Raw genomic sequence first — 15,422 nt, forward strand, 5'->3', positions numbered from 1 at the left:
TCCGCGGTGTTCCTGGAAAGTCCGGCTCTCTCTTGAGGCCCTTGTCCCGACAGCGACTGCGTGCCATTGTTCGGCCACGCAAAACGCCTAGAATCTTCGAAAAAGAACACTCGTGCTTTTTCTTCTTTTTCTTCACACACCAAGGAACGCAGCATGACGGCTGAATACAAAGTGCTCGGCGATGTCGCCGTGATCACCCTGACCAACCCGCCGGTCAACGGTCTCGGCTTCTCGACACGCATCGGCATCACCGACGGCCTGTCCAAGGCCAATGCCGACAGCGCCGTCAAGGCCATCGTCATCACCGGCGCCGGCAAGGCGTTCTCGGGCGGTGCGGACATCAAGGAATTCGGCACGCCCAAGGCGCTGCAAGAGCCCAACCTGCTGAGCGTGATCCTCTCGCTCGAAGCCTCCCCCAAGCCCGTCGTCGCAGCCATCCACTCCGTGTGCATGGGCGGCGGCCTCGAGCTGGCCCTGGGCTGCCACTACCGCGTGGCCGCACCGGGCACCAGCGTGGCACTGCCTGAAGTCAAGCTCGGCCTGCTGCCAGGCGCCGGTGGCACGCAGCGCCTGCCGCGCGTGCTCGGCGTGGAGGCCGCCCTGAACATGATCGTCAGCGGCGAGCCGGTGAAGAGCGAACTGCTCGCCAGCCTGCCGGGCCAGAAGCTGTTCGACAAGCTGGCTGCCTCGGCCGAGTCGGTGTTCGACGAAGCCGTCGAGTTCGCCAAGTCGGTCGCTGCCAAGGGCGGCGAGCTGCCGCTGGTGCGCAACCTGCCGTGCAAGCATCCGCAAGGCGATGCCTACTTCCAGTTCGCCAAGAACATGGTCGGCGGCATGTCGAAGAACTACCCCGCGCCGCTGAAGTGCGTCGACGCCGTGCAGGCCGCGACCAAGATGAAGTTCGACGACGGCATGGCCGAAGAGCGTCGCCTCTTCACCGCGCTGATGTTCACGCCCGAATCGCTGGCCCTGCGCCACCTGTTCATGGCCGAGCGCGCCGCGAGCAAGATTCCCGACGTGCCCGAAGACACGCCCAAGCGCGAGATCAAGGCCGTGGGCGTCATCGGCGCCGGCACCATGGGCGGCGGCATCTCGATGAACTTCCTGAACGCGGGCATCCCCGTCAAGATCCTCGAGATGAAGCAAGAGGCGCTCGACCGCGGCATTGCCACCATCAAGAAGAACTACGAAGCCCAGGTCAAGAAGGGCAAGCTCAAGCAGGACAAGTACGAGCAGCGCATGGCGCTCCTGAGCACCACGCTGAGCTACGACGACCTGAAGGACGCCGACCTCATCATCGAAGCCGTGTTCGAAGAAATCGGCGTCAAGGAAAAGGTCTTCAAGGAACTCGACCGCGTCGCCAAGAAGGGCGCCATCCTGGCCTCGAACACCTCGACGCTGGACGTCGACAAGATCGCCTCGTTCACCGACCGTCCGCAGGACGTGGTCGGCATGCACTTCTTCAGCCCGGCCAACGTGATGAAGCTGCTCGAAGTGGTGCGCGGCAAGGCCACGTCCAAGGACGTGCTGGCCACCGTGATGGCCATCGGCAAGAAGATCAAGAAGACCTCCGTCGTGTCGGGCGTGTGCGACGGCTTCATCGGCAACCGCATGATCGAGCAGTACAGCCGCCAGGCCGGCTTCCTGCTGGACGAAGGTGCCACGCCGCAGCAGGTCGACAAGGCCATCGAGAAGTTCGGCTTCGCCATGGGCCCGTTCCGCATGGGCGACCTGGCCGGCAACGACATCGGCTGGGCGATCCGCAAGCGCCGCGCCGTCGAGCGTGCCGACATGAAGTACAGCCGCACGGCCGACAAGCTGTGCGAGCTGGGCCGCTTCGGCCAGAAGACCGGGGCAGGGTGGTACGACTACCAGGCCGGCAAGCGCGACGCCATCCCGTCGGAACTCGTCAACAAGATGATCGAGGACCACCGCAAGGAACTGGGCATCACGCCGCGCAAGATCTCCGACACGGAAATCGTGCAGCGCCTGGTGTTCGCCCTCGTCAACGAAGGCGCGCACATCCTGGAAGACGGCATTGCCTCCAAGTCGGGCGACATCGACATGGTGTACCTCACCGGCTACGGTTTCCCGATCTACCGCGGTGGCCCGATGCACTACGCCTCGCAGGTCGGCCTGTACAACGTGGCCGAGACGATGAAGCGCTTTGCGCAGAACCCGCGCGACGACGCCGAGTTCTGGCAGCCCGCACCGCTGATCCAGAAGCTGGTGGCCGAAGGCAAGTCCTTCAGCTGAGACTGACCCAGGATCAAGACCGCCCATGTTGAAACGCATCTTCCTCGGGCTGCTGCTGGTGCTCCTGGCACTGGTGGCGGCTGTGGCGGTCAAGACCTGGACCACGCCATCGCAGCAACTCGCGGTGGCCCCTGCACCGAAGCTCGAGATCGACCTGCAGGCCGCTGCCAAGCGGCTGGCCGGCGCGATCCCGATCCGCACGGTGTCGAGCCTGGAGGACGCGGCCGCCAACCTGGCCGAGTTCGACAAGCTGCACGCCTACCTGGCGCAGCAGTACCCGAAGGTCCACGCCACCCTCAAGAAGGAAGTGGTGGGCCAGAAGGCCTTGCTCTACACCTGGGCCGGCACCGACGCGCAGGCCAAGCCGATCGCGCTCATGGCGCACCAGGACATGGTGCCCATCGCGCCCGGCACCGAAAAGGCCTGGTCGGTCGATCCCTTCGCGGGCGAGATCAAGGACGGCTTCGTCTGGGGCCGTGGCACGCTCGACAACAAGGGCAACCTGTTTGCGCAGATGGAAGCCATCGAGCTGCTCATCGGCAGCGGCTTCCAGCCGAAGCAGACGGTCTACCTCGTGATGGGCGACGACGAAGAGGTGAGCGGCCTGCGCGGCGCGCAGCCCATCGCCGAACTGCTCAAGTCGCGCGGCGTGAAGCTGGACTGGGTGCTCGACGAAGGCCTGCTGGTGCTCGACGGCGTGCTGCCCGGCCTGAGCAAGCCCGCGGCGCTCATCGGCCTGGCGGAGAAGGGCTACGGCACCTTCTTCCTCTCGCTCGATACCGCGCCCGGCCACTCGTCGATGCCGCCGCAAAAAAGCGCCATCGGCCGCATGAGCGCCGCGCTCGCGCGGCTCGAAGCAACGCCGATGCCCGGCGGCATCCAGGGCGTGGCCGGCCAGATGTTCGGCGCGCTCGCCCCCGAGATGGGCGGCGTCAACCGCGTCATGCTGTCGAACCTGTGGCTCACCGAGCCGCTGGTGCGCGGCCAGCTCGAGAAGAGCCCGAGCAGCAACGCCATGCTGCGCACCACCACCGCGCTGACCATCGTGCGCGCCGGCAACAAGGACAACGTGCTGCCCGGCCGTGCCGAGGCCGCCGTCAACTTCCGTGTGCTGCCCGGCGACACGCTGGCCAGCGTCGAGGCGCACCTGCGCAAGGCGCTGGGCGACGACGACATCAAGATCAAGCCGTACCCCGGCAACTCGGAGCCTTCGCCGGTGTCGCCCACCGATAGCACTGGCTACCGCGCGATCCAGCAGGCCGTGCGCCAGAGCTTCCCCGACGCCGTGGTGGCGCCCGGCCTCATGACCGCCGCCACCGATTCCCGCCACTTCAGCCTCGTGAGCGATGCCGTCTTCCGCTTCTCGCCGTTCCGCGTGAAGAGCGAGGACCTGGCGCGCTTTCATGGCAACAACGAACGCCTGGCCATCTCGAACTACGGCGAGATGATCGGCTTCTACCACCAGCTCCTGCGCAACACCCACGCGGCCGCGCCGGCGCAATGACGACCCCGTCTTTTCCCTCTTTTCCCTTCCATCTTCAAAGGACCTCACCATGACCAGCGCCGTCATCGTTTCCACCGCCCGCACGCCGCTCGCGAAGAGCTGGAAGGGTGCCTTCAACATGACCCACGGCGCCACGCTGGGCGGCCATGCCGTGCAGCACGCGGTGCAGCGCGCCGGCATCGATCCGGCCTCGGTCGACGACGTCATCATGGGTTGCGCCACGCCTGAAGGCGCCACCGGCTCCAACATCGCGCGCCAGATCGCCCTGCGTGCGGGCCTGCCGGTCACCACCTCGGGCATGACCATCAACCGCTTCTGCTCGTCGGGCCTGCAGACCATCGCCACCGCCGCCCAGCGCATCATCGCGGGCGAGGGCGACGTGTACGTGGCCGGCGGCGTCGAGAGCATCTCGTGCGTGCAGAACGAAGCCAACACGCACATGCTGGCCGACCCGTGGCTCGTGAAGCACAAGCCCGAGATCTACTGGAACATGCTGCAGACCGCCGAGCAGGTCGCCAAGCGCTACAACATCGGCCGCGACGCCATGGACGAGTACGGCGCACAAAGCCAGCAGCGCGCCACCGCCGCGCTCGAAGCCGGCAAGTTCAAGGACGAGATCGCCCCCATCACCGTGCTGGCCGGCGTGGCCGACCCCGTGATGGGCCTGCGCACCAAGGAAGTCACGATCGAGAACGACGAAGGCATCCGTCCCGGCACCACCAAGGAAGGCATCAGCGGCATCCGCTCGGCCATGCCCGGTGGCCTGATCTCGGCCGGCAATGCCAGCCAGTTCTCCGACGGCGGCGGCGCCTGCGTGGTGGTCGACGAGAAGTACGCGCAGCAAAAGGGCCTGAAGCCCCTGGGCCGCTTCCTCGGCTTCGCCGTGGCCGGCTGCGAGCCCGACGAAATGGGCATCGGCCCGGTCTTCGCCATCCCCAAGGTGCTCAAGCGCCTGGGCCTCACGGTCAACGACATCGACCTGTGGGAACTGAACGAAGCCTTCGCCGTGCAGGTCATCTATTGCCGCGACAAGCTGGGCATTCCGGGCGACCGCCTGAACGTCAACGGCGGCGCCATCGCCGTGGGCCACCCCTACGGCGTGAGCGGCCAGCGCCTCACGGGCCACGCGCTCATCGAAGGCAAGCGCCGCGGCGCCAAGAAGGTCGTGGTCACGATGTGCATCGGCGGCGGCATGGGCGCTGCGGGCGTGTTCGAGGTCCTGTAACCATGTCCGGCTTGGGCAATGACCAGGAGGTCTCGCCCGAAGCCGTCCTGGCCTACGGCCGCAGCGTGCTGGCCGCGCAGCCCTTCAGCGTGCTGATCGGCGCCGAGCTGCATGCGCTCGCGCCGGGCCATGCCGAGCTTCAGCTGCCGCTCGGCGCGCAGCTGAAGCAGCAGCACGGTTTCGCCCATGGCGGCATCGTGAGCTACATGGCCGACAACGCGCTGACCTTTGCCGGCGGCAGCGCCTTGCGCGTGCCGGTCGTGACCTCCGAATTCAAGATCAACTACGTGCGGCCCGCCATCGGCCAGCGGCTGATTGCGCGCGCCCGGGCCATGCACACCGGCAGCTCGCAGGCCGTGTGCACCTGCGAGGTGGTGGCGGTGGCCGACGACGGCACCGAGAAGCTCTGCGCGCTGGCGCAGGGCACCATCGCCACGCTGCCCGATTCCCCGAAGAAGAAGACTTCGTCACCCGCGAAGTCGTAGCCTGAAGAAGACATCACCATGAGCCTGCGTCCCACCCTCGACTTTCTGCTCTACGACTGGCTCGACGCCGAGAAGCTCAACCAAAGCGAGCGTTTTGCCGACCACTCGCGCGAGACCTTCGACGCCGTGCTCGACACCTGCGAGCGCATCGCGCGCGAAAAGTACGCGCCGTTCAACCGCACCGTCGACACGCAGGAGCCGCATTTCGACGGCGAGAAAGTCATCCTGCCGCAGGCCACGCACGACGCGCACAAGGCCTTCGTCGAGTCCGGCATGCTGAGCGCCGCCCAGGACTACGAGATCGGCGGCATGCAGCTGCCCTACACGGTGCAGGCGGCGGCCAACAGCTTCTTCGCGATGGCCTCGGTGAGCATCGGCTCGAACATGCTCACCAGCGGCAACGCCAACCTGCTCATGGTGCACGGCACCGAGATGCAGAAAGAGGTGTTTGCCAAGAATGAATTTTCGGGTCGCTGGGCGGGCACCATGTGCCTGTCGGAGCCGCAGGCCGGTTCGTCGCTGAGCGACGTGGCCACGCGCGCCGTGCCCGATGGCGCCGACTACCAGAACGATCCGCTGGGCCCGCGCTATCGGCTCACGGGCAACAAGATGTGGATCTCGGCCGGCGACCATGAGTTGACCGAGAACATCGTGCACATCGTGCTGGCCAAGATCCCCGACGAGAACGGCAAGCTCATTCCGGGCACGCGCGGCATTTCGCTGTTCATCGTGCCCAAGCGCATGGTGGACACGCAGGGCGAACTCACCGGCGAGCGCAACGACGTGGCGCTGGCCGGCCTGAACCACAAGCTCGGCTGGCGCGGCACCACCAACACGCTGCTGAACTTCGGCGAGGGCAAGTACCCGGTCGGCGGCAAGGCCGGCGCGGTGGGCTACCTGGTCGGCGCGCCCGGCAAGGGCCTGCACTGCATGTTCCACATGATGAACGAGGCCCGCATCGGCGTCGGCACCGCCGCCACCATGCTCGGCATGGCCGGCTACTACGCCTCGCTCGACTACGCCAAGAGCCGCCCGCAGGGCCGGCTGGTGAAGAAGCCCGAAGCCGCCGGCGCCGCCGTGGCCAAGGACTCGGCCGCGCCGCAGGTGCGCATCATCGAGCACGCCGACGTGCGCCGCATGCTGCTGGCCCAGAAGGCGTACTGCGAGGGCGCGCTGGCGCTGGAGCTGTACTGCGCCCGCCTGGTCGACACGCAGAAGACCGGCGATGCCGCGCAGGCCGACGACGCCCGCCTGCTGCTGGAGGTGCTCACGCCCATCGCGAAGAGCTGGCCCAGCGAGTGGTGCCTGGAGGCGAATTCGCTGGCGATCCAGGTGCACGGCGGCTACGGCTACACGCGCGACTTTCCGGTGGAGCAGTACTGGCGCGACAACCGCCTGAACATGATCCACGAGGGCACACACGGCATCCAGGCGGCCGACCTGCTGGGCCGCAAGGTGCTGATGGAAAAGGGCCGCGGCCTGCAGCTGCTGGCCGGGCGCATCACCGAGACCATCGGCCGCGCCGCCAAGGTGCCCGCGCTGGCGCCCCACGCCAAGGCGCTGGGCGCCGCGCTGCAGCGCATCGGCAGCGCCACCGAGGCCGCCTGGTCCACCGGCGACCCGGCCGACGCGCTGGCCAACGCCGTGCCCTACATGCAGGCCTTCGGCCACACGGTGCTGGCCTGGATCTGGCTCGACGTGGCGCTGCGGGCCCTGGAAATCGACGCGCAGAAGGCGAGGGCGGTAACAGCTGGCAAGATCGGCGCCACGGACTATTTCTTCCACTACGAGCTGCCGAAAATCGGTGCCTGGCTCCAGGTGGTCGAAACCCGTGACCCGACCTGTACCGCTTTGCCCGAGGACGCTTTCTGACAATGGCCAACGCCGCCCCGAACTCACCCCCGCCCGCCGCCCAACCGCCGAAACCACCCAAGCCGCATGCGCGGCTCGAGAAGTGGATCTGGATCCTGATCTACGGCGGCCTGTTCCTCGTGATCCTGGGCATCGCCACGGGCCGCACCGAGCCCGCGCTGGGCTGGTCGATGGCCGTGCCCGGCGTCGTGGTCGCCGCGGTGGGCGTCGTGCTCATCTACGTGCGTTCGCGGCTCAAGTAAAAAAACAAGGCAAGGACCCGACCATGCTCAAGCACATCGTGATGTGGAAGTTCAAGGAGCACGCCGAGGGCGCCGACAAGGCGACCAACCTGCTCAAGGCCAAGGCGCTGCTCGACGCCTGCGCGATGCTCTCGCCCGGCACGCACCGTTTCGAGGTGGTCATCGCCCAGCCCGGGCTCGAGGCCACCTACGACCTGATCCTCAACTCGGAATTCACCGACGCCGCCGCGCTGGCGGCCTACGCCGACCATCCCCAGCACGTGGCGCTCAAGCCCTTCATCGGCGCCGTGCGTGAAGCCCGCCAGTGCATGGACTATGAGCTCTGAACCCCACGCGCCCGACGCCACGGCCTCACCGGCCGAGCGGCGGGCGTTCGGCCGTGCGCAGCGCCAGCGCTGTGCGCTCGGCCAGTGGGCGCAGGTGCCCCGACCCGACGCCACCGACCGCGATCCGCTCGGCTGGCTGAAGGCGTCCAACCGCGGCCGCGTGCCCGAACTGGTGCCGGTGCGCCACGGCCGCATGCTGGTCAGCCCCTTCACGTTCTACCGCGGCGCCGCCAGCCTGATGGCGAACGACCTCGCCAGGCTCCCGCACAGCGGCATCGCGACGCAGCTGTGTGGCGATGCGCACCTCGCGAACTTCGGCTTCTTTGCCAGCCCCGAGCGGGCGCTGGTCTTCGACATCAACGATTTCGACGAAACCCTGCAAGGGCCCTTCGACTGGGACGTGCGTCGGCTGGCCACCTCGTTCGTGGTGGCCGCGCGCGACCGGGGTTTCAAGCCGCGCATCGGGCGCGAGGCCGTGCAGCAGCTGGCCGAGGCCTACCGCGACCGCATGCGGGCCTTCGCGCGCATGGACACGCTGGAGGCCTGGTACGCGCGGCTCACGTCGCAAACCCTGCTGAAGCTCGGCGCCGAAGACGCGACCGAGCTCGCGGTCATCAAGAAGGCGCGCCGCAGCACCTCGCGCGTGTTCGCCGACAGCGCAACCGAGACGGTCGACGGCCGCCTCATGATCCGCGACCAGCCGCCGTTCGTGTACCACGACGCCCGCGCGACGGCGCGTGAAATCAAGCGCTTCCGCGCCGGACTGCCGGCCTTCCTGGCGCAGTACCGCGCCAGCCTGCCGCCCGAGCGCCAGCGGCTGTTCGACCGCTACGAGCTGCACGATGTCGCGGTGCTCACGCCCGGCGTCGGCTCGGTCGGCCGACGCTGCTTCCTGCTGCTGTTCGTGGCCGACCGCGCGCACCCGCTGTTCCTGCAGTGCAAGGAGGCCGGCGAGTCGGTGCTTGAAGCCCCGCTGGGCGCGGCACCGGACACGGCGTCGCCGGGCCAGCGCGTGGTGCAGGGCCAGCGGCTGGCACAGGCCGCCAGCGACGTCTTCCTGGGCTGGGCCCAGGGACCGGGCGGGCGCGGCTTCTACGTGCGGCAGCTGCGCGACATGAAGGCCTCCTACAAGCTGGAGGACTTCAAGCCGGTCGACCTGCTCGAGTTCGCCGAGGCCTGCGGCTACAGCCTGGCCCGCGCGCATGCCAAGGGCGGCGACGCCTGGGCCATCGACGGCTACCTGGGGCGCTCCAGGAGCTTCAACACGGCGCTTGCCGATTTCGCCGAAGGCTATGCCGACGTGAACCAGGCCGACTGGCGCCGGCTGAAAAAAGCCGTGGCCGCCGGCAAGGCCGCCGCCGTCGAGGCCGACGACACCGCGTCCTGACGGCCCGAAGCCACCGCCTTCAGAGCCAACGCAACCCTCTTCTTTCATCATCCACACCGGAGACACCGACATGACGAAGCCCCGCACCACCCAACAGCTGTTCGACCTCACGGGTCAGACGGCGCTCATCACCGGCGGCTCGCGCGGCCTGGGCCTGCAGATGGCCCATGCGCTGGGCGAGGCCGGCGCGAAGATCATGCTGAGCTCGCGCAAGGCCGACGACCTGGAACAGGCCGCTGCCGAGCTGCAAGCCGCCGGCATCGACGCGCGCTGGATCGCCGCCGACTGCTCCAAGGAAGAAGACACCCGCCGCCTGGCCGACGAGACCCTGCAGCGCATGGGCGGCATCGACATCCTCATCAACAACGCCGGCGCCAGCTGGGGTTCGCCCGCCGAGAGCCACCCGGTCGAGGCCTGGGACAAGGTGATGAACCTCAACGTGCGCGGCTACTTCATCCTGGCGCAGCAGGTTGCCAACGGCTACATGATCCCGAAGAAGCGCGGGCGCATCATCAACATCGCCTCGATCGCCGGCCTGAACGGCAACCCGCCCGGCATGCAGACGCTGGCCTACAACACCTCGAAGACCGCGGTGATCGGCTTCACGAAGACGCTGGCCGCCGAATGGGGCAAGTACAACATCAACGTCAACGCGATCTGCCCGGGCTTCTTCATGACGAAGATGGCGGCCGGCCTGATCAAGACCCTGGGCGAAGAGCACATGGCCGCCTCGGCACCGCTGGGCCGCCTGGGCGACGACGAAGACCTGAAGGGCCTGACGCTGCTGTACGCGAGCGACGCAGGCAAGCACATCACCGGCCAGTGGGTCGCGGTGGACGGCGGCGTGAGCGTGGTGCTGGGTGCGGCCTGACATGTCCGATTCGCCTGAAAAGTCCAGCGACATCAACATCCGCTCGTACACGAGCCAGATTCCGTTCGCGCGCCACCTCGGTTTCGAGCTCACGAAGTTCGAGGACGGCCAGTCCGAGATCATCTACACCGCCAAGCCCGAGCACCTGAACACCTTCGACGTGACGCACGGCGGCGCCTGCATGACGCTGCTCGACATCGCCATGGCGGCGGCCGCGCGCAGCGTGGCGCCCGAGACCGGCGTGGTCACCATCGAGATGAAGACCAGCTTCATGCAACCGTCGGTCGGCCCGCTGCGCGCACGCGGCACGCTGCTGCACCGCACCGCGACGCTGGCCTTCACCGAAGCCAAGATCTACGACGAGCAGGAGCGCGTGTGTGCCCATGCCACCGGCACCTTCAAGTACGTGAAGCGCCGGCTGCCGACCGGCCCCGCGAGCGCCAACGCGATGCGTCCGCCATCCACCGACTGACATCCCATTCCCCCGGAGACTTTCATGCCCACCAACAAGCAGATCCACCTCGACAACCGCCCCGAGGGCGAAGCCACGGCCAGCAACTTCAAGCTGGTGACTGTCGAGACGCCCGCGCTCGCCGACAACCAGGTGCTGGTGCGCCACCACTACATGAGCCTCGATCCGTACATGCGCGGGCGCATGAACGACGCGAAGAGCTACGCGCAGCCGCAACCCGTGGGCCAGGTGTTCCAGGGTGGCACGGTCGGCGAAGTGGTCGAGAGCAAGCACCCCAAGTTCACCGTGGGCGACAAGGTCGTCGGCTTCGGCGGCTGGCAGGAATACAGCGTGGTCGATGCCTCGCAGCCCGGCGCGCTGAAGAAGGTCGACACCACGCACGTGCCGCTGTCGCACTACCTCGGCGCCGTGGGCATGCCCGGCGTGACGGCCTGGTACGGCCTCGTGAAGATCATCGCGCCCAAGGCCGGTGAAACCGTGGTCATCACCGCCGCCAGCGGCGCCGTGGGCAGTGCCTTCGGTGCGCTGGCCAAGGCGCGCGGCTGCCGCGTGGTCGGCATCGCGGGCGGCCCCGACAAGTGCAAGTACGTGACCGACGAGCTCGGCTTCGACGCCTGCATCGACTACCGCCAGCACCCCGACGTGAAGACCATGAGCGCCGCGCTCAAGGAAGCCTGCCCGAACGGCATCGACGGCTACTTCGAGAACGTCGGCGGCTACATCTTCGACGCCGTGCTGCTGCGCACCAACGCCTTCGCGCGCGTGGCGCTGTGCGGAATGATCGCGGGCTACGACGGCCAGCCGCTGCCGCTGGCGAACCCGGCGCTGATCCTCATCAACCGCCTGAAGATCGAGGGCTTCATCGTCAGCGAGCACATGGAAGTGTGGCCCGAGGCGCTGACCGAACTCGGCACGCTGGTGGGCACCGGCAAGCTCAAGCCGCGCGAGTCGATCGCGCAGGGCATCGAATCCGCCCCTGAGGCCTTCCTGGGTTTGCTCAAGGGCAAGAATTTCGGCAAGCAACTGGTGAAGCTCATCTGATGGCTTGAAACGCACGGCAAGGAGGCCGGTCATACGCGCCGCGCCGGGCCGCCCCAAGCAAGCGTGCACCGCAATGCGAAGCATGGAGGTATGCGAATGAACCCGACGCACGAGGTCTTCAACCAGCCCACGCCGCTGGTCGACTACAACCTCTTCGACACCCACCGCCCCCTGCGCGATGCGCTGAAGTTCAACGCGCCCACGCTGCAGACCACGCAGCTGCACGAGCTGGGCGCCACCCTCGGTTCGGCCGCCATGCAGACGCATGCGCGGCTGGCCAACATCCACACGCCCGAACTCCACACGCACGACCGCTTCGGCCGTCGCATCGACGAAGTGGAGTTCCATCCGAGCTACCACGCGCTGATGACCGCCGCGGTGGGTGCGGGCCTGCACGGCACGCCGTGGACCGGCACGTCGGCTTCGCCACACGTGCTGCGCGCCGCGGGCTTCATGCTCTTCACCGAGCTGGAGCCGTCCATCCTGTGCCCGATCTCGATGACCTACGCCGTCACGCCCGCCTTGCGCGGCAACCCAGGCGTGCATGCCGACTGGGGCCCGAAGCTCGCCAGCCTCTGGTACGACCCCGCGCTCAAGCCGCTGAACGACAAGCCCGGCGTGACCATGGGCATGGGCATGACCGAGAAGCAGGGCGGCTCCGACGTGCGGGCCAACACCACGCAGGCGGTGCGCGACGGCAGCGACGCCTGGGGCGAGCGCTACGCGATCACCGGCCACAAGTGGTTCTTCTCGGCGCCGATGTGCGATGCCTTCCTCATCCTCGCGCAGGCGCCGGCCGGGCTGTCGTGCTTCTTCCTGCCGCGCGTACTGCCCGATGGCACGCGCAATGCCATCCACATCCAGCGCCTGAAGGACAAGCTCGGCAACAAGGCCAACGCCAGCTCCGAGGTCGAGTTCCATGGCGCCAGCGCCTGGCTCGTGGGCGAGGAGGGCCGCGGCATTCCGCAGATCCTCGAGATGGGCACGATGACGCGGCTCGACTGCTCGCTCGGCACCAGCGGCCTCATGCGCCAGGCGCTGGGCATCGCGCTGAATCACACGGCGCAGCGCCAGGCCTTCGGCAAGCCGCTGGTCGAACAGCCGCTCATGAAGAACGTGCTGGCCGACCTCGCGCTCGAAAGCGAGGCCGCCACCGCCCTGGCGATCCGCCTCGCGCGGGCCTTCGACCGCCAGGCCGACGCGCACGAGAACCTGATGGCGCGCCTGCTCACGCCGGTCGCCAAGTTCTGGATCTGCAAGCGCGGCAGCCACTTCGCGCAGGAGGCCATGGAGTGCCTGGGCGGCAACGGCTACGTGGAAGAGGGCGGCGAGGGCATCGTCGCGCGCATCTACCGCGAGATGCCGCTCAACTCCATCTGGGAGGGTGCCGGCAACATCATGGCGCTCGACCTGCTGCGCGGCCTGCGCAGGGGCGACGCCGTGGCCGCGCTGGCGCACGAGCTGGCCCCCGCGCGCGGCCAGCAGCCCGCCCTCGACCGCCTGGCCGACGCCTTGCCCGCACGCATCGAGGCCATGGCCTCCGAGACCGAGGCGCGCCGCCTCGCGCAGGACGTGGCGCTGGCCGTGCAGGCCGCCTTGCTGGTGCAGACCGCGCCCGCCGCCGTGGCCGATGCCTTCTGCGCCTCGCGCCTGGGCGGCGACTGGGGCCAGGCCTTCGGCACGCTGGGCACGGGCACCGATTTCGATTCGATCATCCAGCGGGCGCAGCCGCGCTGAGCCCCGACAAGAACACCTCCACGAAAGACACCATGGCCGACCTCATCCTTCACCACTACACCACCTCGCCGTTCTCGGAAAAGGTGCGCACGATCCTCGGCGCGAAGAAGCTGCCGTGGAAGTCGGTCTTCATTCCGCCGATCATGCCCAAGCCCGACGTCGAAGTGCTCACGGGCGGCTACCGCAAGACGCCGTTCCTGCAGATCGGCGCCGACATGTACTGCGACAGCGCGCTCATCGCCGACGTGCTGGAGCACCTGCAGCCCGAGCCCACGCTCTACCCGCAGCCCGAAAAAGGCATGTCGCGCATCCTCGCGCAGTGGGCCGACACCTCGCTGTTCTGGGCCGCGATGGCCTGGAGCCTGCAGCCCAAAGGCGCCGCCGAGGTGTTCGCCAAGGCGCCGCCAGAAGCCATCAAGGCCTTCGGCGAAGACCGCGGCAAGATGAGCGCCGGCAACATGACGCGCCTGCGCCCGGCCGACGCCACCGGCGCCTACAAGTCGTACCTGCGCCGCCTGTCCGACATGCTCGACGACAAGCCCTTCCTGCTGGGCGAAGTGCCGTGCATCGCCGACTTCTCGGCCTACCACCCGCTGTGGTACACGCGCCGCATCGAGGCGGTGAAGGGCATCCTCGACCTGACGCCCGCGGTGCTCGACTGGATGGACCGCATGGCGGCCATCGGCCACGGCACCTCGTCGAAGTTCTCCAGCGACGAGGCCATTGCCGTCGCCAAGGCCGCCACGCCGCACACGCTGCTGACCGACAGCACCTTCCAGGACGACCATGGCATTGCGCTGGGCAGCGCCGTCACCATCCGCGCCGAGAGCTTCGGCCTCGAGGAGACGGCGGGCACGCTGGTGGCCGCCACGCGCACGCACTACACGCTGGAGCGCAGCAGCGAGCGCACGGGCACGGTGCATGTGCACTTTCCGCGCATCGGGTATGTGTTGAAGAAAGCCGAGGCCTGATGAGCGAAAGATCCGCGTGCGACGGGCACCTTCGTGACTGCGCCGGCGCGCGTTCCGTATTTCAATAGCGGCTTCCGCTTCAACGTCAGAGACAAGGACACCGGCAAATGATCCAGGACTTCAAGGGCAAGACCGCCGTACTCACCGGCGCAGGCTCGGGCTTCGGCCTCGAATGCGCGCGCATCGGCGCCGCCCGCGGCATGAACCTCGTGCTGGTCGACGTGCAGCAGGACGCACTCGACAAGGCCAAGGCCGAGATGGAGGCCCTGGGCGTCCAGGTGCTGGCGCGCAAGGTCGACGTGTCCGACGCGGCCCAGATGGAAGCGCTGGCCGCCGCCGTCAAGGAGCGCTTCGGCGCGCCGCACTTCGTGTTCAACAACGCCGGCGTGGGCGCCGGTGGCCTGGTGTGGGAAAACACCGTGGCCGACTGGGAATGGGTGCTGGGCGTCGACCTGTGGGGCGTGATCCACGGCGTGCGCCTGTTCACGCCCATGATGCTCGAGGCCGCCGCCAAGGACCCGAGCTACCGCGGCCACATCACCAACACCGCCAGCATGGCTGGCCTGCTCACGCCGCCCAACATGGGCATCTACAACGCGGCCAAGGCCGCTGTCGTGAGCCTGACCGAAACCATGTACCAGGACCTGAACCTGGTCACCGACCAGATCGGCGCCAGCCTGCTGTGCCCGTACTTCGTGCCCACCGGCATCACGAGCAGCGAGCGCAACCGCCCGAACGCACCGAAGGACACCGAGCTCACCAAGAGCCAGCTCATCGGCCAGGCCATGAGCAACAAGGCGGTGAGCAGCGGCAAGATCACGGCCGCCGAGGTGGCGCACAAGGTGTTCGAGGCCATCAGCGACAACCAGTTCTACGTGTTCAGCCACCCCAAGGCGCTGGGCAACGTGAAGAGCCGCATGGAGAACATCGTGTCGATCACCAACCCGGCCGACCCGTTCCTGGAGCGCCCCGAGATCGGCCAGAAGCTGCGCGAGCAGCTGCGCTCAGCCTGATCCCTTCCTGAGGCTGCCCC

General features: G+C 67.9%; 14 protein-coding genes. All 14 read left to right on the forward strand.

What is annotated here, in order from left to right:
* Window positions 1-153 precede the first annotated feature (153 nt).
* The 14 genes from VHAB30_RS10195 (at window position 154) to VHAB30_RS10260 (ending at window position 15,402) form a co-directional block, all read left to right on the forward strand.
* Window positions 154-2,256, forward strand: a complete 2,103-nt coding sequence (locus VHAB30_RS10195; protein ID WP_159276954.1) for a 3-hydroxyacyl-CoA dehydrogenase NAD-binding domain-containing protein — start codon at window positions 154-156, stop codon at window positions 2,254-2,256.
* 25 nt (window positions 2,257-2,281) lie between these two features.
* Window positions 2,282-3,760: a M20 family peptidase gene (locus VHAB30_RS10200; protein WP_159276955.1), complete on the forward strand. Its 1,479-nt coding sequence runs from the start codon at window positions 2,282-2,284 to the stop codon at window positions 3,758-3,760.
* Window positions 3,761-3,809: 49 nt separating this feature from the next.
* Window positions 3,810-4,985, forward strand: coding sequence for an acetyl-CoA C-acyltransferase (locus tag VHAB30_RS10205; protein ID WP_062471327.1), 1,176 nt, complete (start codon window positions 3,810-3,812; stop codon window positions 4,983-4,985).
* 2 nt (window positions 4,986-4,987) lie between these two features.
* Entirely contained in the window at window positions 4,988-5,470 is a 483-nt protein-coding gene (locus VHAB30_RS10210; protein WP_159276956.1) for a PaaI family thioesterase, read from the forward strand.
* A gap of 18 nt (window positions 5,471-5,488) precedes the next feature.
* Window positions 5,489-7,342 carry an acyl-CoA dehydrogenase gene (locus VHAB30_RS10215; RefSeq protein WP_159276957.1) on the forward strand — a complete coding sequence of 618 codons (1,854 nt, stop codon included), beginning with the start codon at window positions 5,489-5,491 and terminating at the stop codon, window positions 7,340-7,342.
* A gap of 2 nt (window positions 7,343-7,344) precedes the next feature.
* Window positions 7,345-7,584 carry a hypothetical protein gene (locus VHAB30_RS10220; protein WP_139701578.1) on the forward strand — a complete coding sequence of 80 codons (240 nt, stop codon included), beginning with the start codon at window positions 7,345-7,347 and terminating at the stop codon, window positions 7,582-7,584.
* 23 nt (window positions 7,585-7,607) lie between these two features.
* On the forward strand, window positions 7,608-7,910 hold the full coding sequence (locus tag VHAB30_RS10225; RefSeq protein WP_159276958.1) for a Dabb family protein: 303 nt from the start codon (window positions 7,608-7,610) through the stop codon (window positions 7,908-7,910).
* Entirely contained in the window at window positions 7,900-9,297 is a 1,398-nt protein-coding gene (locus tag VHAB30_RS10230) for a DUF2252 domain-containing protein (RefSeq protein ID WP_159276959.1), read from the forward strand. The genes VHAB30_RS10225 and VHAB30_RS10230 overlap by 11 nt, the downstream gene beginning before the upstream one ends.
* 70 nt (window positions 9,298-9,367) lie before the next feature.
* Window positions 9,368-10,168, forward strand: a complete 801-nt coding sequence (locus tag VHAB30_RS10235; RefSeq protein WP_159276960.1) for an SDR family oxidoreductase — start codon at window positions 9,368-9,370, stop codon at window positions 10,166-10,168.
* Between the two features lies 1 nt (window position 10,169).
* Window positions 10,170-10,640, forward strand: coding sequence for a PaaI family thioesterase (locus tag VHAB30_RS10240; RefSeq protein ID WP_159276961.1), 471 nt, complete (start codon window positions 10,170-10,172; stop codon window positions 10,638-10,640).
* Between the two features lie 24 nt (window positions 10,641-10,664).
* Window positions 10,665-11,681, forward strand: coding sequence for an NADP-dependent oxidoreductase (locus VHAB30_RS10245; protein ID WP_159276962.1), 1,017 nt, complete (start codon window positions 10,665-10,667; stop codon window positions 11,679-11,681).
* A 96-nt stretch (window positions 11,682-11,777) separates the two neighbouring features.
* Window positions 11,778-13,418, forward strand: a complete 1,641-nt coding sequence (locus tag VHAB30_RS10250) for an isovaleryl-CoA dehydrogenase (RefSeq protein WP_159276963.1) — start codon at window positions 11,778-11,780, stop codon at window positions 13,416-13,418.
* Window positions 13,419-13,450: 32 nt separating this feature from the next.
* Window positions 13,451-14,389 (forward strand): glutathione S-transferase family protein, encoded by a 939-nt coding sequence (locus VHAB30_RS10255; protein ID WP_070060664.1) that lies wholly within the window; start codon window positions 13,451-13,453, stop codon window positions 14,387-14,389.
* A gap of 107 nt (window positions 14,390-14,496) precedes the next feature.
* Window positions 14,497-15,402, forward strand: coding sequence for an SDR family oxidoreductase (locus VHAB30_RS10260; protein ID WP_062471360.1), 906 nt, complete (start codon window positions 14,497-14,499; stop codon window positions 15,400-15,402).
* Window positions 15,403-15,422 lie beyond the last annotated feature (20 nt).

It is taken from the genome of Variovorax boronicumulans (assembly GCF_009811375.1).
Lineage (GTDB): Bacteria > Pseudomonadota > Gammaproteobacteria > Burkholderiales > Burkholderiaceae_C > Variovorax > Variovorax boronicumulans.

Coding starts and splice junctions, on each gene's coding strand:
- VHAB30_RS10195 (WP_159276954.1), top strand. CDS start 154: ATGACGGCTGAATACAAAGTGCTCGGCGATGTCGCCGTGATCACCCTG.
- VHAB30_RS10200 (WP_159276955.1), top strand. CDS start 2,282: ATGTTGAAACGCATCTTCCTCGGGCTGCTGCTGGTGCTCCTGGCACTG.
- VHAB30_RS10205 (WP_062471327.1), top strand. CDS start 3,810: ATGACCAGCGCCGTCATCGTTTCCACCGCCCGCACGCCGCTCGCGAAG.
- VHAB30_RS10210 (WP_159276956.1), top strand. CDS start 4,988: ATGTCCGGCTTGGGCAATGACCAGGAGGTCTCGCCCGAAGCCGTCCTG.
- VHAB30_RS10215 (WP_159276957.1), top strand. CDS start 5,489: ATGAGCCTGCGTCCCACCCTCGACTTTCTGCTCTACGACTGGCTCGAC.
- VHAB30_RS10220 (WP_139701578.1), top strand. CDS start 7,345: ATGGCCAACGCCGCCCCGAACTCACCCCCGCCCGCCGCCCAACCGCCG.
- VHAB30_RS10225 (WP_159276958.1), top strand. CDS start 7,608: ATGCTCAAGCACATCGTGATGTGGAAGTTCAAGGAGCACGCCGAGGGC.
- VHAB30_RS10230 (WP_159276959.1), top strand. CDS start 7,900: ATGAGCTCTGAACCCCACGCGCCCGACGCCACGGCCTCACCGGCCGAG.
- VHAB30_RS10235 (WP_159276960.1), top strand. CDS start 9,368: ATGACGAAGCCCCGCACCACCCAACAGCTGTTCGACCTCACGGGTCAG.
- VHAB30_RS10240 (WP_159276961.1), top strand. CDS start 10,170: ATGTCCGATTCGCCTGAAAAGTCCAGCGACATCAACATCCGCTCGTAC.
- VHAB30_RS10245 (WP_159276962.1), top strand. CDS start 10,665: ATGCCCACCAACAAGCAGATCCACCTCGACAACCGCCCCGAGGGCGAA.
- VHAB30_RS10250 (WP_159276963.1), top strand. CDS start 11,778: ATGAACCCGACGCACGAGGTCTTCAACCAGCCCACGCCGCTGGTCGAC.
- VHAB30_RS10255 (WP_070060664.1), top strand. CDS start 13,451: ATGGCCGACCTCATCCTTCACCACTACACCACCTCGCCGTTCTCGGAA.
- VHAB30_RS10260 (WP_062471360.1), top strand. CDS start 14,497: ATGATCCAGGACTTCAAGGGCAAGACCGCCGTACTCACCGGCGCAGGC.